15 protein-coding genes and 1 tRNA gene are annotated in these 19,269 nt (G+C 69.3%); 5 read left to right on the top strand and 11 right to left on the bottom strand.

What is annotated here, in order from left to right:
- Positions 1–58 precede the first annotated feature (58 nt).
- Positions 59–331, top strand: a complete 273-nt coding sequence (locus OP79_RS39855; protein ID WP_033327683.1) for a hypothetical protein — start codon at positions 59–61, stop codon at positions 329–331.
- A gap of 194 nt (positions 332–525) precedes the next feature.
- Here OP79_RS39855 and OP79_RS39860 read toward each other — a convergent pair.
- The 4 genes from OP79_RS39860 to sucC form a co-directional block, all read right to left on the bottom strand.
- Positions 526–610, bottom strand: a tRNA-Leu gene (locus OP79_RS39860).
- Positions 611–820: 210 nt separating this feature from the next.
- A complete protein-coding gene (locus tag OP79_RS39865) occupies positions 821–2,362 on the bottom strand; it encodes an aldehyde dehydrogenase family protein (RefSeq protein ID WP_033327684.1) in 1,542 nt (513 codons plus the stop codon).
- Between the two features lie 99 nt (positions 2,363–2,461).
- Positions 2,462–3,346 (bottom strand): succinate--CoA ligase subunit alpha, encoded by an 885-nt coding sequence (gene sucD, locus OP79_RS39870; RefSeq protein ID WP_033327686.1) that lies wholly within the window; start codon positions 3,344–3,346, stop codon positions 2,462–2,464.
- A gap of 11 nt (positions 3,347–3,357) precedes the next feature.
- The gene (gene sucC, locus OP79_RS39875) at positions 3,358–4,488 is read right to left on the bottom strand and encodes an ADP-forming succinate--CoA ligase subunit beta (RefSeq protein ID WP_033327688.1); all 1,131 of its coding nucleotides are present in this window, start codon (positions 4,486–4,488) and stop codon (positions 3,358–3,360) included.
- A gap of 188 nt (positions 4,489–4,676) precedes the next feature.
- Between sucC and OP79_RS39880 the strand changes: the two genes are divergently transcribed.
- The 4 genes from OP79_RS39880 to OP79_RS39895 all read left to right on the top strand — a co-directional run bounded on the left by OP79_RS39880 (position 4,677) and on the right by OP79_RS39895 (position 11,310).
- The gene (locus OP79_RS39880; RefSeq protein ID WP_033327690.1) at positions 4,677–6,362 is read left to right on the top strand and encodes a thiamine pyrophosphate-binding protein; all 1,686 of its coding nucleotides are present in this window, start codon (positions 4,677–4,679) and stop codon (positions 6,360–6,362) included.
- A 10-nt stretch (positions 6,363–6,372) separates the two neighbouring features.
- A complete protein-coding gene (frc, locus tag OP79_RS39885; RefSeq protein WP_051745347.1) occupies positions 6,373–7,650 on the top strand; it encodes a formyl-CoA transferase in 1,278 nt (425 codons plus the stop codon).
- 3 nt (positions 7,651–7,653) lie between these two features.
- Entirely contained in the window at positions 7,654–9,798 is a 2,145-nt protein-coding gene (locus tag OP79_RS39890; RefSeq protein WP_033327738.1) for an acetate--CoA ligase family protein, read from the top strand.
- 117 nt (positions 9,799–9,915) lie between these two features.
- Positions 9,916–11,310 carry an OFA family MFS transporter gene (locus OP79_RS39895; RefSeq protein WP_033327692.1) on the top strand — a complete coding sequence of 465 codons (1,395 nt, stop codon included), beginning with the start codon at positions 9,916–9,918 and terminating at the stop codon, positions 11,308–11,310.
- An 80-nt stretch (positions 11,311–11,390) separates the two neighbouring features.
- Here the strand turns inward: OP79_RS39895 and OP79_RS39900 are convergent, their stop codons facing one another.
- The 7 genes from OP79_RS39900 to OP79_RS39930 all read right to left on the bottom strand — a co-directional run bounded on the left by OP79_RS39900 (position 11,391) and on the right by OP79_RS39930 (position 19,190).
- Positions 11,391–12,443, bottom strand: coding sequence for a sugar phosphate isomerase/epimerase family protein (locus tag OP79_RS39900; protein ID WP_051745349.1), 1,053 nt, complete (start codon positions 12,441–12,443; stop codon positions 11,391–11,393).
- Positions 12,444–12,558: 115 nt separating this feature from the next.
- Positions 12,559–13,956 (bottom strand): alkaline phosphatase family protein, encoded by a 1,398-nt coding sequence (locus tag OP79_RS39905; protein WP_033327696.1) that lies wholly within the window; start codon positions 13,954–13,956, stop codon positions 12,559–12,561.
- The gene (eboE, locus tag OP79_RS39910; protein ID WP_033327698.1) at positions 13,953–15,125 is read right to left on the bottom strand and encodes a metabolite traffic protein EboE; all 1,173 of its coding nucleotides are present in this window, start codon (positions 15,123–15,125) and stop codon (positions 13,953–13,955) included. The genes OP79_RS39905 and eboE overlap by 4 nt, the downstream gene beginning before the upstream one ends.
- Before the next feature lie 3 nt (positions 15,126–15,128).
- Positions 15,129–16,004 carry a TatD family hydrolase gene (locus OP79_RS39915; RefSeq protein ID WP_033327700.1) on the bottom strand — a complete coding sequence of 292 codons (876 nt, stop codon included), beginning with the start codon at positions 16,002–16,004 and terminating at the stop codon, positions 15,129–15,131.
- Positions 16,004–16,723 carry an EboA domain-containing protein gene (locus OP79_RS39920; RefSeq protein WP_169786244.1) on the bottom strand — a complete coding sequence of 240 codons (720 nt, stop codon included), beginning with the start codon at positions 16,721–16,723 and terminating at the stop codon, positions 16,004–16,006. Before OP79_RS39920 ends, OP79_RS39915 begins: the two co-directional genes overlap by 1 nt.
- On the bottom strand, positions 16,720–17,862 hold the full coding sequence (locus tag OP79_RS39925; protein WP_078492307.1) for a sugar phosphate isomerase/epimerase family protein: 1,143 nt from the start codon (positions 17,860–17,862) through the stop codon (positions 16,720–16,722). Before OP79_RS39925 ends, OP79_RS39920 begins: the two co-directional genes overlap by 4 nt.
- Positions 17,859–19,190, bottom strand: a complete 1,332-nt coding sequence (locus OP79_RS39930) for an SCO3242 family prenyltransferase (RefSeq protein ID WP_078492308.1) — start codon at positions 19,188–19,190, stop codon at positions 17,859–17,861. Before OP79_RS39930 ends, OP79_RS39925 begins: the two co-directional genes overlap by 4 nt.
- Between the last annotated feature and the right edge of the window lie 79 nt (positions 19,191–19,269).

Genomic DNA, 19,269 nt, shown 5'->3' on the forward strand with positions numbered 1-19,269 from the left:
TCGGTCACATGGCTCGATGCGGCGAGGGTTCGACACCGATCAAAAGGATGCGGAACGCATGTACTCCCAGGACTCGATCTCCGGCCACCGCCGCGGCCGTCCCGAACCGACCGCCGAGATGATCTCCGGATTGGCCTGCCTCATCTGCGGCACCGACTACCGGAGCGCACCGGACGCGGACGCGAGGGTGGTTTCCCACCGCGACGGCAAGCAACTGGTCGCCTGCCGCGGGGTCTGCGCACGGATGGCGAGCGGGTCGGCCACCGGTCTGGACGAGACGCCCCTCCCGCTGGCCGAGCGCATGCACAGGCACCAGGCCGATCGCTCCTGACCCGGATATCCGGGCCGGGTCTCCGGCGGCAGACACTGTCGGCGCATGCCTGGACACCGCCGGCACAGAACACGGCAGCGACGACAAACACAACGAGGATGAAAAAACGACGAGGGTGAAAGCCGACATACGACCACGAAACGCGGCCGGTGCCGACCAAGAATCGGTCGGCACCGGCCGCGTAAAAAATCTTGTGTCCGAGGGGGGACTTGAACCCCCACGCCCGATAAAGGGCACTAGCACCTCAAGCTAGCGCGTCTGCCATTCCGCCACCCGGACCAGGTGTCTGCCGCCTTGCAGGGAGTGTTCCGCGCGGCGACAGAGACAACAATACCAAGCTTTGGGACGTCGTTTCACCTGCGTATCCGGGCCGCGCAGGGGCGGAGGGGACGAGCCGGGGAAGGCACCGCGAGTAGTCGGGTCGGCACAGCTACGAGCAGGCGCAGCAAGCCGACGACGTGCGGAGCTCCCCCGGTCACGCCGTGGGGCTCAGGGCATCAGGTGGTAGTCGGGGAAGTTGCCGGGCAGCCTCTCCCCGGCCGCGCCCTGGGTGACGGCGCGCACGAGCAGCTCGCCGCCCACGAACGCGCCGCGCCACGACGCTCCGAAGCCGCCGAACAGCTCGTCCCGGTCCCCGCGGGAGCGCGGTTTCCCGTGGCCGACCTTGAATGCCCGGATCTGCGGGGCCAGCCGCTCGTACGTGGCCGGGTCGTCGGTCGAGAGGGTGGCTACCAGGGCGCCGTTCGACGCGTTCATGGCAGCCAGCAGCTCGGCCTCGGTGTCGACCAGGACGATGGTGTCGACCGGGCCGAAGGGCTCCGCGTGGTGCAGCGGTGAGGACGGCGGCGGGTTGAGCAGCGTGACCGGCTGAACGTACGCCGCCATGTCCTGGCCGGGCAGGAAGCGCGCGTCGATGAGCTTGCCGCGGTGCAGCGGGACGGCACCGCGGTCGATGGCCTCGGCGACCTGATCGTGAAGCTCCTTCGCCTTGGCCGCGTTGATCACCGGCCCGAAGTCCAGCTGCGGATACGGGTCGTCGGGCTGCTCCACCGCGAGCGGGTGGCCGATCCGCAGGGTGCGTACGGCCGGCAGGTACGCGGCGAGGAACTCGTCGAAGAGCGAACGCTGGACGACGAAGCGCGGGTACGCCGTGCAGCGCTGCTTGCCGTAGTCGAAGAGCTTCGGGATGACCGCCGTGAGCGCGTCCCAGTCCGTGTGGTTCCAGATGCCCCAGGTGTTGAGTCCTTCCTGTTCGAGTACGTGTCGCTTGCCGAGGTCGGCGACGGCCGTGGCCACCGCGGCGCCCGTGTCGCGACCGCCGACGAAGGAGACGCAGCCGATCTCGGGCGCGCGCACGAGCGCCTCCGACAGCTCGCCTCCGCTGCCGCTGACGAGGGTGACGGGAATCCCTTCGCGTGCGGCGAGCGCGCAGGCCAGGGTGAGACACGCGACGCCGCCGTCGGTCGGGGTCTTGGCGATGACCGCGTTCCCTGCCAATGCCTGTACCAGTACTGCGTGAACGAGCACGCTCATCGGGTAGTTCCAGCTCGCGATGTTGGACACCGGACCGTCCAGCGGGGCCCGGCCCTCGAGCATGGGCTCGATTCCGTCGACGTACCAGCGCACGCCGTCGACAGCCCGGTCGACGTCCGCCTGCGCCAGCCGCCAGGGCTTGCCGATCTCCCAGACGAGAAGGAGTGCGAGAAGTTCGCGGTGCTGGGTGAGGGCGTCGAGGGTGGCCGCGACGCGGCAGCGGCGTTCGTCCAGTGGTACGTGGCGCCAGGCGCGGTGCTGGTCGAGGGATGCGCGCACGGCCTGCCGGGCGGTGGCGGCGTCGAGGCGGGGCGGCCCCGCGATCGGGGTGCCGTCGACGGGGCTGGTGGCGGGCAGGGCCCGGCCGTCCGCCTGCCAGGCGGTGTTCCAGAGATTGAGGACTCGGTCGTCCCGGAACGCCTCGGGGGCTACGGCGAGGCAACGCTGCCAGGCGTCGGTCCAGGACGTGCCTGATTTGAGGGTGAGGGTGGATGCCATTCGGTTTGCTCCGCTCTCGGTGCACAGTCGGGGGCGGGGACACAACGGGGCGAGGCGACACGATTTCGGAAAGTCACCTCTGGCCAACTATGAGTGACGTCACGCCTCCGCTTCCAGTGCGGCGACGGCCAATTGCGCCGTCTCGGTCGGCGTACCACCCACGCGCACCCCGACCGCCTCCAGCGCTTCCTTCTTCGCCTGTGCCGTGCCGGACGAACCGGACACGATCGCGCCCGCGTGGCCCATCGTCTTGCCCTCGGGCGCGGTGAAGCCCGCGATGTAGCCGACGACGGGCTTGGTGACGTGCTCCCGGATGTACGCGGCCGCTCGTTCCTCCGCGTCTCCGCCGATCTCCCCGATCAGTACGACGAGTTCGGTGTCGGGGTCTGCTTCGAAAGCCGCCAGGCAGTCGATGTGCGTCGTGCCGACCACGGGATCGCCGCCGATGCCCACGCAGGTGGAGAAGCCGATGTCGCGGAGTTCGTACATGAGTTGGTAGGTGAGCGTGCCGGACTTGGACACGAGGCCGATGCGGCCGGGTTTGGTGATGTCGGCGGGGATGATGCCCGCGTTGGACTGTCCGGGGGTGATCAGGCCCGGGCAGTTGGGGCCGATGATCCGGGTGCCCTTCGTCTTCGCGTACGCGGTGAAGGCGACCGAGTCGTGGACGGGGATGCCCTCCGTGATGACCACGGCGAGTCCGATGCCCGCGTCCGCGGCTTCTGCAACTGCCGCTTTGGCGAAGGCGGGTGGCACGAAGACGACGGTGACGTCGGCGCCGGTCGCCTCGATTCCTTCGCGTACGGAGCCGAAGACGGGTACGGCCCGGTCGTCGAAGTCGACGGTCTGCCCGGCCTTGCGCGGGTTGACGCCGCCGACGACGTCGGTGCCGGCCGCAAGCATGCGCCGAGTGTGCTTCATGCCCTCGCCGCCGGTCATGCCCTGGACGAGGACCTTGCTCTCCTTGGTGAGGTAGATGGCCATGTCTCGCTCCTTCAGCCGGCGTTGGCGAGTTCGGCGGCGCGGCGCGCGGCGCCGTCCATGGTGGCGGCCTGCTGGACCAGGGGATGCGCGCGGCCGTCGAGGATCGCGCGGCCGTGTACGGCGTTGTTTCCGTCGAGGCGTACGACCAGCGGCTTGGTCAACTGGACGGCCTCCAGGGCCTGCACGATGCCGTCGGCGACCGCGTCGCAGGCGGTGATGCCGCCGAAGACGTTGACGAAGACAGATTTCACGGCCGGGTCGGAGAGGATGACGGAGAGGCCGTCGGCCATGATCTGGGCGCTCGCCCCGCCGCCGATGTCGAGGAAGTTGGCGGGGCGCGCGCCGCAGCCGGCGACCACGTCGAGGGTCGACATGACGAGGCCCGCGCCGTTGCCGATGATGCCGACCTCGCCGTCCAGCTTCACGTAGTTGAGACCCTTCGCGGCTGCCGCAGCCTCCAGCGGGTCGTCGTGCGCCGCCTCCTGTTCGCCCCAACGTGCTTGCCGGAACCGGGCGTTGTCGTCGAGCGTGACCTTGCCGTCGAGGGCGAGGAGCTGCCCTTGGGTGGTACGCACGAGGGGATTGACCTCGACGAGTACGGCGTCCTCACGGATCAGCACCTCCCAGAGCCGTATGAGGGCGTCGACGGTCTGCGGGGGCAGGCCTGCCGTGTCGGCGATGTGTGCCGCCTTCGCCGCGGTGACGCCCTCGGCCGGGTCGATGGGGACGCGTGCCACGGCCTCCGGCCTGGTCGCGGCCACTTCTTCTATCTCCATGCCGCCCTCGGCCGAGGCGATCGCGAGGAAGCGGCCGGCGGCGCGATCGAGTACGTAACTGACGTAGAACTCGCTCTCGATGTCGACGGGTTGGGCCAGCATCACCTTGCCGACGGTGTGGCCCTTGATGTCCATGCCGAGGATCTGGCGTGCCGTCAGTTCGGCGGCGGCCGGGTCGGCGGCGAGCTTCACCCCGCCCGCCTTGCCACGCCCACCGGTCTTCACCTGCGCCTTGACCACGACGCGCCCGCCCAGCCTGCGGGCGATCTCGCGCGCCTCCTTGGACGAGTCGGTTACCTCGGCCCGCGGCACCAAGATGCCGTGGTCCTCGAAAAGTTGCCTTGCCTGGTGTTCGTACAGGTCCATTCCGGCTCCTGCCTCAAAAGTGCCGCACGCCCCCTGGACACCACCCACTGGATGCGGGATAACAAGCTTCATACAGTATTCGTCGACTGTATGCAATCAACCGCGACGGCATCCACGAGCAGTGCGCGAACCGTGTCTGAAGTGCACGTTCGCGTGCCCGATCCCCTACGAAGGGACAGGACTTCGCCATGCCCGACGACAACAGCCAGAACCTCATCTCCGGTGGGCACTTGGTCGCCAAGGCACTCAAAGCCGAGGGTGTGGAGGTCATTTACACCCTGTGCGGCGGCCACATCATCGATATCTACGACGGCTGCGTCGACGAAGGCATAGAGGTCGTCGACGTACGCCACGAACAGGTCGCCGCCCACGCCGCCGACGGCTACGCGCGCATCACCGGCAAGCCCGGCTGCGCGGTCGTCACCGCGGGCCCCGGCACGACCGATGCCGTGACGGGTGTCGCCAACGCCTTCCGCGCGGAGTCCCCCATGCTGCTGATCGGCGGCCAAGGGGCCCACACGCAGCACAAGATGGGGTCCCTTCAGGACCTGCCGCACGTCGACATGATGACGCCGATCACGAAGTTCGCGGCGACCGTGCCCGACACCGCACGCGCCGCCGACATGGTGTCCATGGCGTTCCGCGAGTGCTACCACGGCGCGCCCGGGCCCTCCTTCCTGGAGATCCCGCGCGATGTGCTCGACGCCAAGGTGCCGGCCGAGAAGGCCCGGGTCCCCGCCGCCGGCCAGTACCGGGCCTCGACCCGCTCGGCCGGCGACCCCGAGGCGATCGAGAAGCTCGCCGACCTCCTCGTGCACGCCGAGAAACCCGCGATCCTGCTGGGCAGCCAGGTGTGGACGACCCGTGGCACCGAGTCCGCCATCGATCTCGTACGCACCCTCAACATCCCCGCCTATATGAACGGCGCGGGACGCGGGACCCTGCCGCCCGGAGACCCGCACCACTTCCAGCTCTCCCGCCGGTACGCCTTCTCCAACGCCGATGTCATCGTCATCGTCGGCACGCCCTTCGACTTCCGCATGGGCTACGGAAAGCGGCTGTCGCCGGACGCGACCGTGGTGCAGATCGACCTCGACTACCGGACCGTCGGCAAGAACCGGGACATCGACCTCGGGATCGTCGGCGACGCGGGCCTCATTCTGAAGTCGGTGACCGAAGCCGCCTCCGGACGCCTCAACGGGGGCGCGTCGAAACGCAAGGAGTGGCTCGACGAGCTGCGCGCGGCCGAGCAGACGGCCATCGAGAAGCGGCTGCCCAGCCTGAGGTCGGACACCTCGCCCATCCACCCGTACCGGCTCGTCAGCGAGATCAACGACTTCCTCACCGAGGACTCCATCTACATCGGCGACGGCGGGGACATCGTCACCTTCTCCGGCCAGGTCGTACAGCCCAAGTCACCCGGACACTGGATGGACCCGGGACCGCTCGGCACGCTCGGCGTCGGCGTCCCCTTCGTGCTCGCGGCCAAGCAGGCGCGGCCCGACAAGGAAGTGGTGGCCCTCTTCGGAGACGGCGCCTTCTCGCTCACCGGCTGGGACTTCGAGACCCTCGTCCGCTACAACCTCCCCTTCGTCGGGATCGTCGGCAACAACTCCTCGATGAACCAGATCCGTTACGGCCAGAAGGCCAAGTACGGCGAGGAGCGCGAGCGCGTCGGCAACACCCTCGGCGACGTCCACTACGACAAGTTCGCCCAGATGCTCGGCGGTTACGGCGAGGAGGTCCGCGACCCCGCCGACATCGGCCCCGCCCTGAGGCGCGCCCGCGAGTCGGGCAAGCCCTCGCTGATCAATGTCTGGGTCGACCCGGACGCGTACGCCCCCGGAACCATGAACCAGACGATGTACAAGTGAGGTGCCCGCCATGACCAGCACCGCGACGCACACCGCGACGAACGAAGCGCCGAACACCGCGCCCAAGGCTCTCGAAGGCATCCGTGTCCTCGACATGACGCACGTCCAGTCCGGCCCCTCCGCAACCCAGTTGCTGGCCTGGCTAGGGGCGGACGTCGTCAAGCTGGAGGCGCCGACCGGTGACATCACGCGCAAGCAGTTGCGTGACCTTCCGGACGTCGACTCCCTCTACTTCACGATGCTCAACTGCAACAAGCGGAGCATCACCCTCAACACCAAGACCGAGCGCGGCAAGGAGATCCTCACCGAACTGATCCGGCGCTCGGACGTCATGGTCGAGAACTTCGGACCGGGCGCGATCGACCGCATGGGCTTCACCTGGGACCGTATCCAGGAGATCAATCCGCGTATCGTCTATGCCTCCATCAAGGGGTTCGGGGACGGCCCGTACACCAACTTCAAGGCGTACGAGGTCGTCGCTCAGGCCATGGGCGGGTCGATGTCGACCACCGGTTTCGAGGACGGGCCGCCGCTGGCGACGGGGGCCCAGATCGGTGACTCGGGCACGGGCATCCACGCCGTGGCGGGGATTCTCGCGGCGCTGCTTCAGCGGGAGAACACCGGGCGCGGTCAGCGGGTCAATGTGGCCATGCAGCACGCTGTGCTCAACCTCTGCCGGGTGAAGCTGCGCGATCAGCAGCGCCTGGCACACGGCCCGCTCGCTGAATATCCGAACGACGATTTCGGCGACGAGGTTCCCCGGTCCGGCAACGCGTCCGGCGGCGGCCAGCCCGGCTGGGCCGTCAAGTGCGCGCCGGGCGGGCCCAACGACTACGTGTACGTCATCGTGCAGCCCGTCGGCTGGAAGCCGATCACCGAGCTCATCGGACGGCCGGAACTGGCGGACGACCCCGAGTGGGCGACGCCGGAGGCGCGACTGCCGCAGCTCAACAAGATGTTCCAGCTGATCGAGGAGTGGTCGGCCACGCTCCCCAAGTGGGAGGTCCTGGAGAAGCTCAACGCCCACAACATCCCGTGCGGGCCGATCCTGTCGACCAAGGAGATCATCGAGGATCCGTCGCTGGTCGCCAACGAGATGGTCGTGAAGGTGCCGCACCCCGAGCGGGGCGAGTTCGTGACGGTGGGCAGTCCGCTGAAGCTCTCCGACTCCCCCGTGGACGTGGCCAGTTCGCCGCTGCTCGGCGAGCACAACGAAGAGGTGTACGTCGGCGAGCTCGGTCTCGGCGACGAGGAGCTGCGCCTGCTCAAGTCGAACGGAGTGATCTGATTGATGGCCGAAGACCGGGTGCTGAGGGTGCGTACGCTCCTCGAAGCCGTACGGGCCGAGGGCCGGACCGCGCTGACCGCGCCCGAGGGCAAGGTGATCGCCGACGCGTACGCGATCGCCGTCCCCGGCGAGGAGTTGGCGACGAACGTCGACGAGGCGGTCGCGTACGCGGCGCGGTTCGGCGGGCCTGTCGTGATGAAGATCGTCTCCCCGGACATCCTGCACAAGACCGACGCGGGTGGCGTGATCGTCGGAGTGGAGGGCGCGACCGACGTACGGGCCGCCTTCCGCAAAATCATCGACAACGCGCGCGCGTACGCGCCGGACGCCCGTATCGAGGGCGTACAGGTGCAGGAACTGCTCCCCCAGGGGCAGGAGGTCATCGTCGGAGCGGTGACCGATCCGACGTTCGGGAAAGTCGTCGCCTTCGGGCTGGGCGGTGTGCTGGTAGAGGTCCTGAAGGACGTCACTTTCCGCCTCGCCCCCGTAGACGCCGACGAAGCTCTGTCGATGCTGGACTCGATCCGCTCGGCGGAGATCCTGCACGGGGTGCGCGGCGCGCCAGCCGTGGACCGGTGGGCGATCGCCGAGCAGATCCGCCGGGTCTCCGAACTCGTCGCGGACTTCCCGGAGATCGCCGAGGTGGACCTCAATCCGGTGATCGCCACCCCGGAGGGGGCGGTCGCGGCGGACATCCGCGTGATACTCGCGGAGTCGGTCCCGAAGCCGCGTCGCAGGTACACGCGCGAGGAGATCCTCACCTCCATGCGCCGCCTGATGCAGCCCTCCTCGGTCGCCGTGATCGGTGCCTCCAACGAGCAGGGCAAGATCGGCAATTCGGTGATGCGCAACCTCGTCGACGGCGGCTTCTCCGGAGAGATCCACCCGGTGAACCCCAAGGCCGATGACATCTTGGGCCGCAAGGCGTACAAGAGTGTCACCGACATTCCCGGTGAGGTGGATGTGGCGGTCTTCGCGATCCCCGCCAAGTTCGTGGCCTCAGCCCTTGAGGAGGTGGGACGCAAGGGGATCCCCAACGCCGTACTGATCCCCTCCGGGTTCGCGGAGACCGGTGAGCAGCAGCTCCAGGACGAGATCGTGGCCATCGGCGAGCGGTACGGTGTCCGGCTGCTCGGGCCGAACATCTATGGCTACTACTCGACGTGGCAGGATCTGTGCGCCACGTTCTGCACGCCGTACGACGTCAAGGGCGGCGTCGCGCTCACCTCGCAGTCCGGTGGCATAGGGATGGCCATCCTGGGCTTCGCGCGCACTACGAAGACGGGTGTTTCGGCGATCGTGGGGCTCGGCAACAAGTCGGACCTGGACGAGGACGACCTGCTGACCTGGTTCGGCGAGGACCCCAACACCCAGTGCATCGCCATGCACTTGGAGGACCTCAAGGACGGGCGCGCCTTCGTGGAGGCGGCGCGGGCGACCGTCCCCAAGAAGCCGGTGGTCGTCCTGAAGGCGGGCCGTACGGCGGCCGGTGCCAAGGCCGCGGGCTCACACACGGGCGCTCTCGCGGGCGACGACGCCGTCTACGACGACATCCTGAAGCAGGCCGGCGTCATCCGGGCTCCCGGACTGAACGACATGCTGGAGTACGCGCGCGCGTTGCCCGTGCTTCCGACCCCTCAGGGCGACAACGTCGTGATCATCACGGGCGCCGGCGGCAGTGGCGTACTGCTGTCCGACGCGGTGACCGACAACGGCCTCTCCCTGATGGAGATTCCGCCGGACCTGGACGAGGCCTTCAGGAAGTTCATCCCGCCCTTCGGAGCCGCCGGCAACCCGGTGGACATCACCGGCGGCGAGCCCCCGTCGACGTACGAGGCGACGATCCGGCTGGGCCTTGAGGACCCGCGGATCCACTCGCTCGTCCTCGGCTACTGGCACACCATCGTGACCCCTCCCATGGTCTTCGCCGAGCTCACCGCGCGCGTGGTCGCCGAGTTCCGCGAGCGCGGCATCGAGAAGCCGGTGGTGGCGTCACTCGCAGGCGATGTCGAGGTCGAGGAGGCGTCCCAGTACCTCTTCGAGCGGGGCGTCGTGGCGTACCCGTACACGACCGAGAAGCCGGTGGCCGTGCTGGGCGCGAAGTACCGGTGGGCTCGGGCTGCGGGACGGTTGGGGGGCGGTCGATGAACTGAGCGACGGCCCGAACCACGGGGCCTGCGGTGACCGCTCGCCGCGGGCCCCGGCGCGAAGAGAACGGACAGGGGGCGCTGGCCAGACTTCTTCCACGCGAAGGGTTCGATCGACATGGCGACAACTGACATCTCCACATCCGTCCCCTACAGGGAGGTGACGGACGCCAACGGCCGGATGTACCGGGTCGGCGAGACCGATATCGACATCATGGGCCGCAAACGCAAGTGGATGGTCATCCTGCCCTGGGTGGGCATGATGGGCATCAGCTCGGCGGAGTACGCGTTCGCGTCCGCCGAGGACACTCTGCACCAGGCACATCTCTGGTCCGAAGGCAGCATCTTCTGGCTGCTGACCACCTGGGTGTTCTTCCAGGCCGCGGTGGCCTTCCCGGCGGGACGGCTGCGTGAGACCGGCAAGCTGCCGGCCCGCTGGGCGATGATGCTCGGCGCCACCGGAACGCTCTTCGGCTATCTGTCGCTGGCCTACGCGCCGAGCGTCGTACTCGCCTTCATCGGCTTCGGCATGTTCAGCGGTATGGGTGCGGGCATGGTGTACGCCACCTGCGTCAACATGGTCGGCAAGTGGTACCCGGAACGCAAGGGCGGCAAGACCGGCTTCGTCAACGGCGGCTTCGCCTACGGCTCGGTGCCCTTCGTCTTCCTGTTCACCAACGTGATGGACATCTCCAACTTCAAGGTCATCCTGGTCACGGTCGGCGTCTTCCTCGCCGGTGTCGTGGCCGTCGCCGGCTTCTTCTTCAAGGACCCGCCGAAGAACTGGTGGCCTGCCCAGATCGACCCGCTGAACCCGCCGGAGGACCCGCGCGCGCGTCGCTCCCTGGAGAAGAACCCGCCGGCCGTCCACCAGTACAGCCCCCTGGAGGCCTGGAGGACCGGCCGGGTGGCGCTGATGTGGTTCTGTCTCGCCTGCACCTCGGGCGTGAACATCTTCGGTATCTCCTTCCAGATCGACATCGGCAAGGAGGCGGGCTTCGCCGGCGGGATCGTGGCCACCGCCATGTCACTCAAGGCAATCGTCAACGGCACCGGGCGCGGTGTGATCGGCTGGCTCTCCGACCTCTACGGCCGCAAGCAGTGTCTGCTGTACGTCTGCGTCATTCTGGGCGCTGCCCAGTTCGGCATCCTCTGGTCGGCCGAGGCCGAGAACCTTCCGCTGTTCCTGATTTTCTCTGCCATCTCCGGCTTCGGTGGTGGCGCCATCTTCCCGATGTTCGCGGCGATGACCGCCGACTACTTCGGTGAGAACAACAACGCGACCAACTACGGCATGGTCTACAGCTCGAAGCTCGTGTCCGGCCTCGGCGCGGGTATGGGCTTCGTGGTCGTCGACGCCTGGGGGCTCGACGGCGCCTTCATCCTGGCCGGCTGCATCTCGTTCTTCGCCGGATTCGTGGCGCTCTTCCTGACCCCACCGGGACGGCCCAAGACCAGGGGCAGTGGCGGGATCAAGCCGAATCCCCAGCCGATCAGCCGGGAGATGGACTGAGATGACGGCGGGGCCCACAGCGCGCGCCCTCCCTTCGGCAGCCTCGTGTGCCGAAGGGAGGGCGCGCGCTGTGGGAACTGTCAGCACTTCTCGCGCAGGGAGTGCAGGTGCTCGCTGGAGCGGCGGGCGAAGGTGAACGACTCGGTGGGGTTGTCGTGTTCGGCCTGCCAGTGGTGGGCGAGGCGGTGGCCCTTCAGGCGCGTGACGCCGGAGATGAAGCGCTGGTAGTCGATGTCGCCGTCGCCGACGTCGGTCATCTGGTAGCCGAAGGGGTTCGACGGGTCGCTGACGCCGTCCTTCACGTGGAAGAGCGGGTAGCGGTCGGGCCGCTTCAGTACGTAGTTGAGGGGCTCGAAGGGTGCCGGTGTGCCGTCGACCCGCTTGGAGAAGCGGAACTGGCCCACGTAGGCCCAGTAGATGTCCATCTCCAGGTAGACGAGCTTCGGGTCGGTCTCGGCGAGCAGCACGTCGTAGAGGCGGACCTTCGGCTTGTCGGTGGCGAAGGAGAACTCCTCGGAGTGGTTGTGCTGGTAGAACTTCATGCCGCGCGCCCTCGCCGCCGCGCCGTAGGTGTTGAACTCCTCGGCGGCGCGCTTCCACGCGTCGACGGTCGAGCCGTAGCGGAACGGGTTCGACGCGGTGCCGATGTGCTTGAGACCGAGGGCCTGGGCGTCGTCGAGGACCTTGTTGAGGTTCTGCGCGAAGGTGTACGCGTTCGGGTCGCTGGAGTAGTAGCCGACGTGGCTGCCGATGGGGTTCAGGCCGTGGTCGCGGGCCAGTCGCTTGAGCTGGGCGAGCGTGATGGGTCCCGCCGAGCCCTGGGTGTATCCGGCGAACTCGACCTCGTCGTACCCGTACTTCTTCAACTCGGCAAAGACGGGGGCGAAGCCGAGCGTGGAGACCTTGTCGCGGAGGCTGTAGAGCTGGATGCCGAGTCGGCCGGGCGGCAGGACGGGGCGGCCCCGGCCCGCTTCGGCGGCCGTGGCGGGGGTGGCGGCCGTGCCGAGCAGGGCGGCGGCTGTGGCGCCCGCGGCTACGCCGAGCATGCCTCGTCTGCTGAGGCGGTGGGTGAGTTCGGGGTCGTCGTTCTTGCTGGTGACGGCCGTGAAGGCGGTGCGGCTTGAGCGGCTCATGCCTGGAACTCCTCGATGTCGGAGGGCGTTGTCAGTGGTGAGTGCTTCACTTGTGACCAGTTGGAAGAGACAGGTCGGATGGGACCGCGGGCCATGGCGTGCCCGTCGGCGCCGATCAGTCGAGACCGGCCAGATGGAGCAGGAGTGATTTCACGTCGGTGGCCGCGAGGCGGCCGTCGACAGCGCGGGGGGTGGAGCAGATGAGGAGCGGACCTTCGTCGTCGCTCGTGGGAAGGCGGCCGTGGCTGCCGCGAATAGGTGACGGGTCGAGGGGCACGACCGCCATGCGATAGCGCATGCCGAGCTTCTTGCGGGCCAGTGCGCCCGCCGCCTTGACCTTGACGTACGGGTCGAGGGGATCCATGAAGAGCTCGACCGGGTCGTAGCCGGGTTTGCGGTGGATCTCGACGAGCCGCGCGAAGTCGGGCGCGTGGGCGTCGTCGAGCCAGTAGTAGTACGTGAACCAGGCGTCCGGCTCCGCTACGGCGATGAGTTCGCCGGAGCGCGGATGGTCGAGGTGGTGGGTCTTCTTGCCCTCGTCGTCGAGGAGTTGCTCGATACCGGGCAGGTCGGCGAGTGCCGCTCGGGTGGCGTCGAGGTCCTCGGGCCGGCGTACATAGACGTGGGCGATCTGGTGATCGGCGACGGCGAAGGCACGTGAGGCCATCGGGTCGAGGTACTCCATGCCGTCCTGCGTGTGCACCTCGAGGAGTCCGGCGCGGCGCAGTGCGCGGTTGATGTCGACGGGGCGGTCCGCGCGGGTGATGCCGTACTCGGACAGGGCGACGACGGTACGGCCTTCCGCCCGCGCCTCGTCGAGAAGTGGGGCCATGGCCGCGTCCAGGTCGGCGGCCGCTTGCAGGGAGCGCGGGTCGTCGGGGCCGAAGCGCTGCAGGTCGTAGTCGAGATGAGGGAGGTAGCAGAGGGCCAGGTCGGGATTGCGGGTGCGCAGGATGTGACGGGTGGCGTCGATGATCCAGCGACTGGAGACGAGGTCGGCGCCGGGACCCCAGAAGTGGAAGAGCGGGAACGTGCCGAATTTCTCGGTGAGTTCATCGTGCAGGGCCGGGGGCCTGGTGTAGCAGTCGGGTTCCTTGCGGCCGTCGGCGTAGTAGATCGGACGAGGGGTGATGGTGATGTCGGTGTCGGCGCCCATGGCGTACCACCAGCAGATATTGGCGACTGTGTAGCCGGGGTGGGCGCGCCGGGCAGCGTCCCAGAGCTTGTCTCCGGACACCAGACCGTTGTGCTGACGCCACAGGAGCACATCGCCGAGTTCGCGGAAGTACCAGCCGTTGCCGACGATGCCATGCTCGGCCGGGTGGGTGCCGGTGAGGAAGGTGGACTGGGCGGCGCAGGTCACGGCGGGCAGGACGGTGCCGAGGTGGGCCCGTGAGCCGGACTGGCCGAGGGCTTTGAGGTGGGGCATGTGGTCGAGGAGACGGGGGGTGAGGCCGACGACGTCGAGGACGAGAAGAGGGGTGGGTCCGCCGGCTTCCGGGGGCTGGTTCACGGCAGCTCCTTCAGGCCGAGGTCCGTCAACAGGTCGCGGGTGAGGGCGAGTTCGGCGGTGATGCCGTCGGCGAGCTGGGCGCGTCCGCGTGGGCGCAGCTCGGGCGGGAGGGTCTGCCAGGTGTAGGTCTCGACCTCCAGATGACGGGTGAGCGGGTGCGGGCCGCCGACCAGCCGGGTCAGTGCGTCCTTGAGTACGGGCAGCGTGGAGGTGAGGGGTGCGGCGGGGGCCGCGTGCAGCGGGACGTGGAAGTGGGCGCGCCACGGGGACGTGTCCGGCAGGGCGTCACCCTTGAGGGCTTCGCCGAGGTCGTCGGTGCCGGCGAGGCCGGCTGCGGTGGTGCTGGTTCGGGTCTGGTGCAGGAAGCGGGGCTCGTCGAAGGCGGCGAGGGCCTCGCGGACTCCGGGAAGGTGGGGGTGTTCGGCGTGCAGAGCGGCTGAGAGCTGGGACTTGACGATGGGGACGCGGGCAGTGGTCAGCGCGTCCAGGGCGGTGTGCGGATCTTCGAAGGAGGTGGCGAGATGACAGGTGTCGACGCAGACACCGATACGGTCGTGGTCGATCGCGGTGAGCGGGGCGATGGCATCGGTGGTGGTTTCGACGGTGCAGCCGGGCTCCGGCTCCAGGCCGATACGGATGGAGCGGCCGGTCAACTCCTCAAGGGCGTCGAGGCGTTCGGCCAGGGTGGCGAGGGCCGTGTGGGCCTGGGCGGCACGGGTGTCGTCATAGGCGGTGCGCCAGGCGAGCGGCAGGGTGGAGATGCTGCCCTCGGTGACGTCGTCGGGGAGCAGGCCGGCGAGGACACGGGCCAGGGCGGTGGTGTGCTCGAGGCGTTCGGCGTCGGCCCAGTCCGGCTTGTACACGCGGTACTTGACCTCTTCGGCGCCGAAGCCTTCGTACGGGAAGCCGTTGAGGGTGACGACTTCAAGGCCTCGGGCATCGAGTTCCGTGCGCAGCCGGCGCAGGGCGGACGGGTCGCTCACGAGGGCGTGGGCGGCGTCCTTGGCCAGCCACAGGCCGATACCGAGACGGTCGCGGCCGAGGCGCCGGCGTACGGGTTCGCAGTGGTCGCGGAGTTGAGCGAGGACGCCGTCGAGAGTCTCGGCCGGGTGGACGTTGGTGCAATAGGCGAGGTGGACGGTCGAGCCGTCGGGGTGTCGGAAGCGCATGGGTTACGCCTCCGGGGTGGCTGCGTCGGTGACGGGGGTGCCGCGGAGGATGGAGTTGCCCTCATGGGTGGCGTCCGTGTCGGCGATGTCGAGGTCGAGCCTGCCGCTGAGCCCGTAGAAGGCGACGGGGTTGCGCCACAGCACCTGGTCGATGTCGTCCTCGGTGAAACCTGCCTCGAGCATGGCGTCGCCGACCTTGCGGGTCTTGAGCGGGTCGCTTCTGCCCCAGTCGGCGGCGGAGTTGACCAGAACCTTCTCGGGCCCGTACTCCCGCAGGACCGCGACCATCCGCTCCTCGTCCATCTTGGTGTCCGGATAGACGGAGAACCCGAGCCAGCAGCCGCCGTCCTTGGCCTCCTTGACCGTGGTCTCGTTGAGGTGGTCGACCAGCACCCGGTCCAAGGGCAGCGCGGACTCCCGGACGACGTCGAGGGTGCGGCGCAGGCCCGCCAGCTTGTCGCGGTGCGGGGTGTGGACGAGGGCGGGCAGCTCATGGTCGGCGGCGAGCTGAAGCTGGACGGCGAGTGCGGTGTCCTCGGCGGGGGTCATCGAGTCGTAGCCGATCTCGCCGACGGCCACGACGTGGTCCTTGACGAGATACCGGGGCAGTTCGTCGAGGACGGGCACGCAGCGGGGGTCGTTCGCCTCCTTGGGGTTGAGGGCGAGCGTGCAGTGGTGGGCGATGCCGTACTGGGCGGCACGGAAGGGTTCCCAGCCGAGAAGCGAGTCGAAGTAGTCGAGGAAGGAGGCGGGTGAGGTGCGGGGCTGGCCGAGCCAGAAGGAGGGTTCGACGACGGCTCGGACACCGGCCGCGTGCATGGCCTCGTAGTCGTCGGTGGTCCGTGACGTCATATGGATGTGGGGGTCGAAGATGCGCATCAGGACTCCTTGCCGGACGGGGTGCCGGGGTGGCGCGGTGCCGAAGCGGTCGGCACATCGCTCTCGGGCTCGGTCAGGGCCAGGACGCGGTACAGGTCCTCGGGCACGGGACGGCCCGCGGCGGAGCGTTCGTCGGCGTAGTCGCCGAGCATGCGGGCCAGTTCGAAGTCGCCACGGGCGCGGCGGGGCAGTTCGGCCACCGCGTCGATGGGGACGCCGGTGAACAGACACTTCAGGACGGCGTGCCGCCAGTTGTGGGCGTCCAGATGCCGGGCGGCGTACGGGCCGACGGCGGCAGCCAGGAGCCGGGTGTCGTTGGTGCGCAGGGCGTCCTCGATGATCGGCAGGGCATCGGGGCCCGGTACGAGGTGGGGCAAGGCGTGCAGGACGGCGCGGCGTTCTGCGGCGGTGCCCTGGCGGTAGACGCGGGCGAGGGTGTCGGCGTCGGCCCGGGCCGCGTGCAGGAGGAGGACACGGGCGGTGTCGGCGTGCTCGGGTCCGCAGCGGCGCCCCGCCTCGGCGATGCGCAACTCCCAGACGGAGATGGGCCCGTGCGTGCCCGGGTGGGCAGCCGCCTCGTCCAGGGCACTGTCCAGCCAGGCGCGGGCGATGGCGTCCAGCTGGGAGTTCAGGCGGGCGTGCAGGGCGGCGACGGCTTCCGTCGGCGGGGCGGGAGAAGGGGCGATGGGAGAAGCGGCGGCGTTGTGGAGGTGGTTCACGGGGTTCTCCCTTCGGAGGCGGCGGGGCCCTCGCCGGGGATCGGTGTCTCGTCGGGGACTTGGGAGTGCGTCGGGGACTTGGGAGTTGTCGGGGCTTGGGAGCCATCGGGCAATTGGGAGCTGTCCGACTCTTGGGAGCCGTCCGGCTCTTGGGACTTGGCGGGCTCTTTGGAATCGAGGCAAACGGCCGTGTGGTGCAGGAACTGGAGGGATTGCTCGGCGAGTTGAGGGCCTGCGTGGGAGTGACGGGGCAGTTCGACGACGATCAGGCCCTGATAGGCAGTGGTGGCCAGGGCTTCGAGTACGGGCGGGAAGTCGATCTCTCCGTCGCCGAAGGGGAGGTGTTCATGGATGCCGCGGCGCATGTCCTCGATCTGGACGTGGCGGAGCCAGGGGGCGGCGGCGCGTACGCACTCCGCGGGTGAGAGGGGTTCGAGGCACTGGCAGTGGCCGATGTCGAGGGTGAGACCGAGGGCGTCGGGGCTGCCCAAGGTTCGGCGGAGGCGGTGGAAGTCGGTGAGGGTGGCGAGGAGGTGGCCTGGTTCGGGTTCGATGGCGAGTGGGATGCCGGCGGTGGTGGCGGTGTCGAGGACGGGGGCGAGTGTTTCGGCGAGGCGTTTCCAGGCGGTGTCCTCGTCCGCGCCCTCGGGGGTGATGCCGCTGAAGCAGTGCACGGCGTGGGCACCCAGGTCGGTGGCTATCTGGACCGCCCGGATCAACAGGTCGGCGCGTCGAGCCCGTTGATCCGGGTCCGGGTCCAGCAGCGACGGGCCGTGCTTGTGCCTCGGGTCGAGGACATAGCGGGCGCCGGTCTCGATGGTGACGCCCAGTCCGAGTTCGTCCAGCCTGCGGGCGACTCGGCGGGTGCGGGCCGCGAGGTCGGGGGCGAGCGGATCCAGGTGCATGTGGTCGAGGGTCAGTCCTACGCCGTCGTAGCCGAGGTCGGCGAGCAGGGAGAGGGCGTCGTTCAGGCGGAGGTCGGTGAGGCCGTTGGTGCCGTAGCCGTAGCGGAGGGGGTGATTGTCGGGCAGAGGTCCGGAGCGGGCGACGGCGCCGGGGCTCGGCTGAGGGGCGGTGGGCGTATCGGCTCCGGGGCTCGGCTGTGAGCCGGTGGCTTGGAGGCTGGGCTGAGGGCTCATGTCACGCTCACCTTCCGGGCGAACTTGCGGGCCACCGGAGCGAGGGCGGCCGTCAGCAGAGCCGTGGTGAGGGCGCCCGAGCGTGCGGCGAGGGCGGCCTGGAGCGGGATCATGGCTCGGATGCCGCCGCCGACGGCCCGTTGGGTGAGCGGGGGTGACGGGTTGAGGGCGGCGTGGAAGAGGGGACGGGCGCAGGTCGCGGCGTAGGCGACGGCGAGTGCTGTGCGTATGGCGTCTTCGGCGGTTGCCTGCGCAGAGCCTGAGACGAGGCTGCGGCCGGGACCTGAGCCAGGGCTTTCCACGAGGCCCGGTCCCGGGTCTCGCCCGTGCTCCGGGCTGAGAGCCCTGACGGGTGGCAGGGACCCGGCGAGCGGCAGGGCGCTGAGCGACCCCAGAGCCCTGACGAGACCGGCAGCGCCGGCCGCCGTCGAGCCGGTGCGTCGGCTCGACACGGGTTCCGCACGGTGGGTGCCACGGACTCCGGTCGGCCGCGTGCCGGAGCCGGTGTCTCCGTTCGCGCCGACCGCCCGGCCCGTTGCCCCAGGGCGGCGCGTCATGGCCCAGGTCAGCGCTGTGGTGGTGGCGAGGGCGGCCAAGGGGGCCGCGGGTGTGCCGCCCCGGGTTTCGTGGCGGGAGACGGTGGTGGTGGCCAGGGTGTGGGTGCCGAGAGTCAGGGCTGAGGGCCATGCTCCGCGCGTATCGCCCTTGGTGGCTGCCGCACCGAGGAGGAGGTCCAGGGCTCGGGCGGTGGCCATCGCCGCGGGACCGGCGGCCGTGCGTTTGAGGATCAGGTCGTACGACCAGACCGTGGCCGCCAGCGTTCCGGCGACCGCCAGCGGTCGGCGGCCCGCGCGGGCTGCCAGAATCAGGCCCGCAGCCGTCAGGCCTCCGGCTGCCGCCAGTGCCGCGGGTGGGCTGATGCGGCCCGAGGGCAGCGGGCGGTGAGGGCGGTCGATGGCGTCCTCGTCGCGGTCGGCCCAGTCGTTCAGGGCCATGCCCGCTTCGTACAGGCAGAGGGAGGAGCCGATGGCGAGCAGGGTGCGCGAGGTCGGGCGGACTCCAGCCGCGGCTGCGCCCGCGAGTGCGTCGCCGGGGACGGTGAACAGGGCGGGGAGACGGAGCAGTTCGGCCCAGGGGTTCGGCCGGGGGCTCGTCGCGCACGGCCGTGCGCCAGGGCCACCCGATCCGGGGCCCACTCCGGTGCCCGCGCTCGGGCTCACCCCCGTCGTCCCCGTCTCCCCGACCAGGGACTCCCCCGCCCGCCCGAACCGCCGACGTCCACCCGCCCACCGCGCACCACCGACCGCCGCTCCCGGACGCGAGCTCATCACTCCGCCAAGCCGCCACACCAACCCCGCACTCAGCAGCCGCAGTCGCCGCGCGGAACCTTTGTCCGCCGAAGCGCCA

The organism is Streptomyces yerevanensis, from assembly GCF_000716805.1.
Lineage (GTDB): Bacteria > Actinomycetota > Actinomycetes > Streptomycetales > Streptomycetaceae > Streptomyces > Streptomyces flaveus.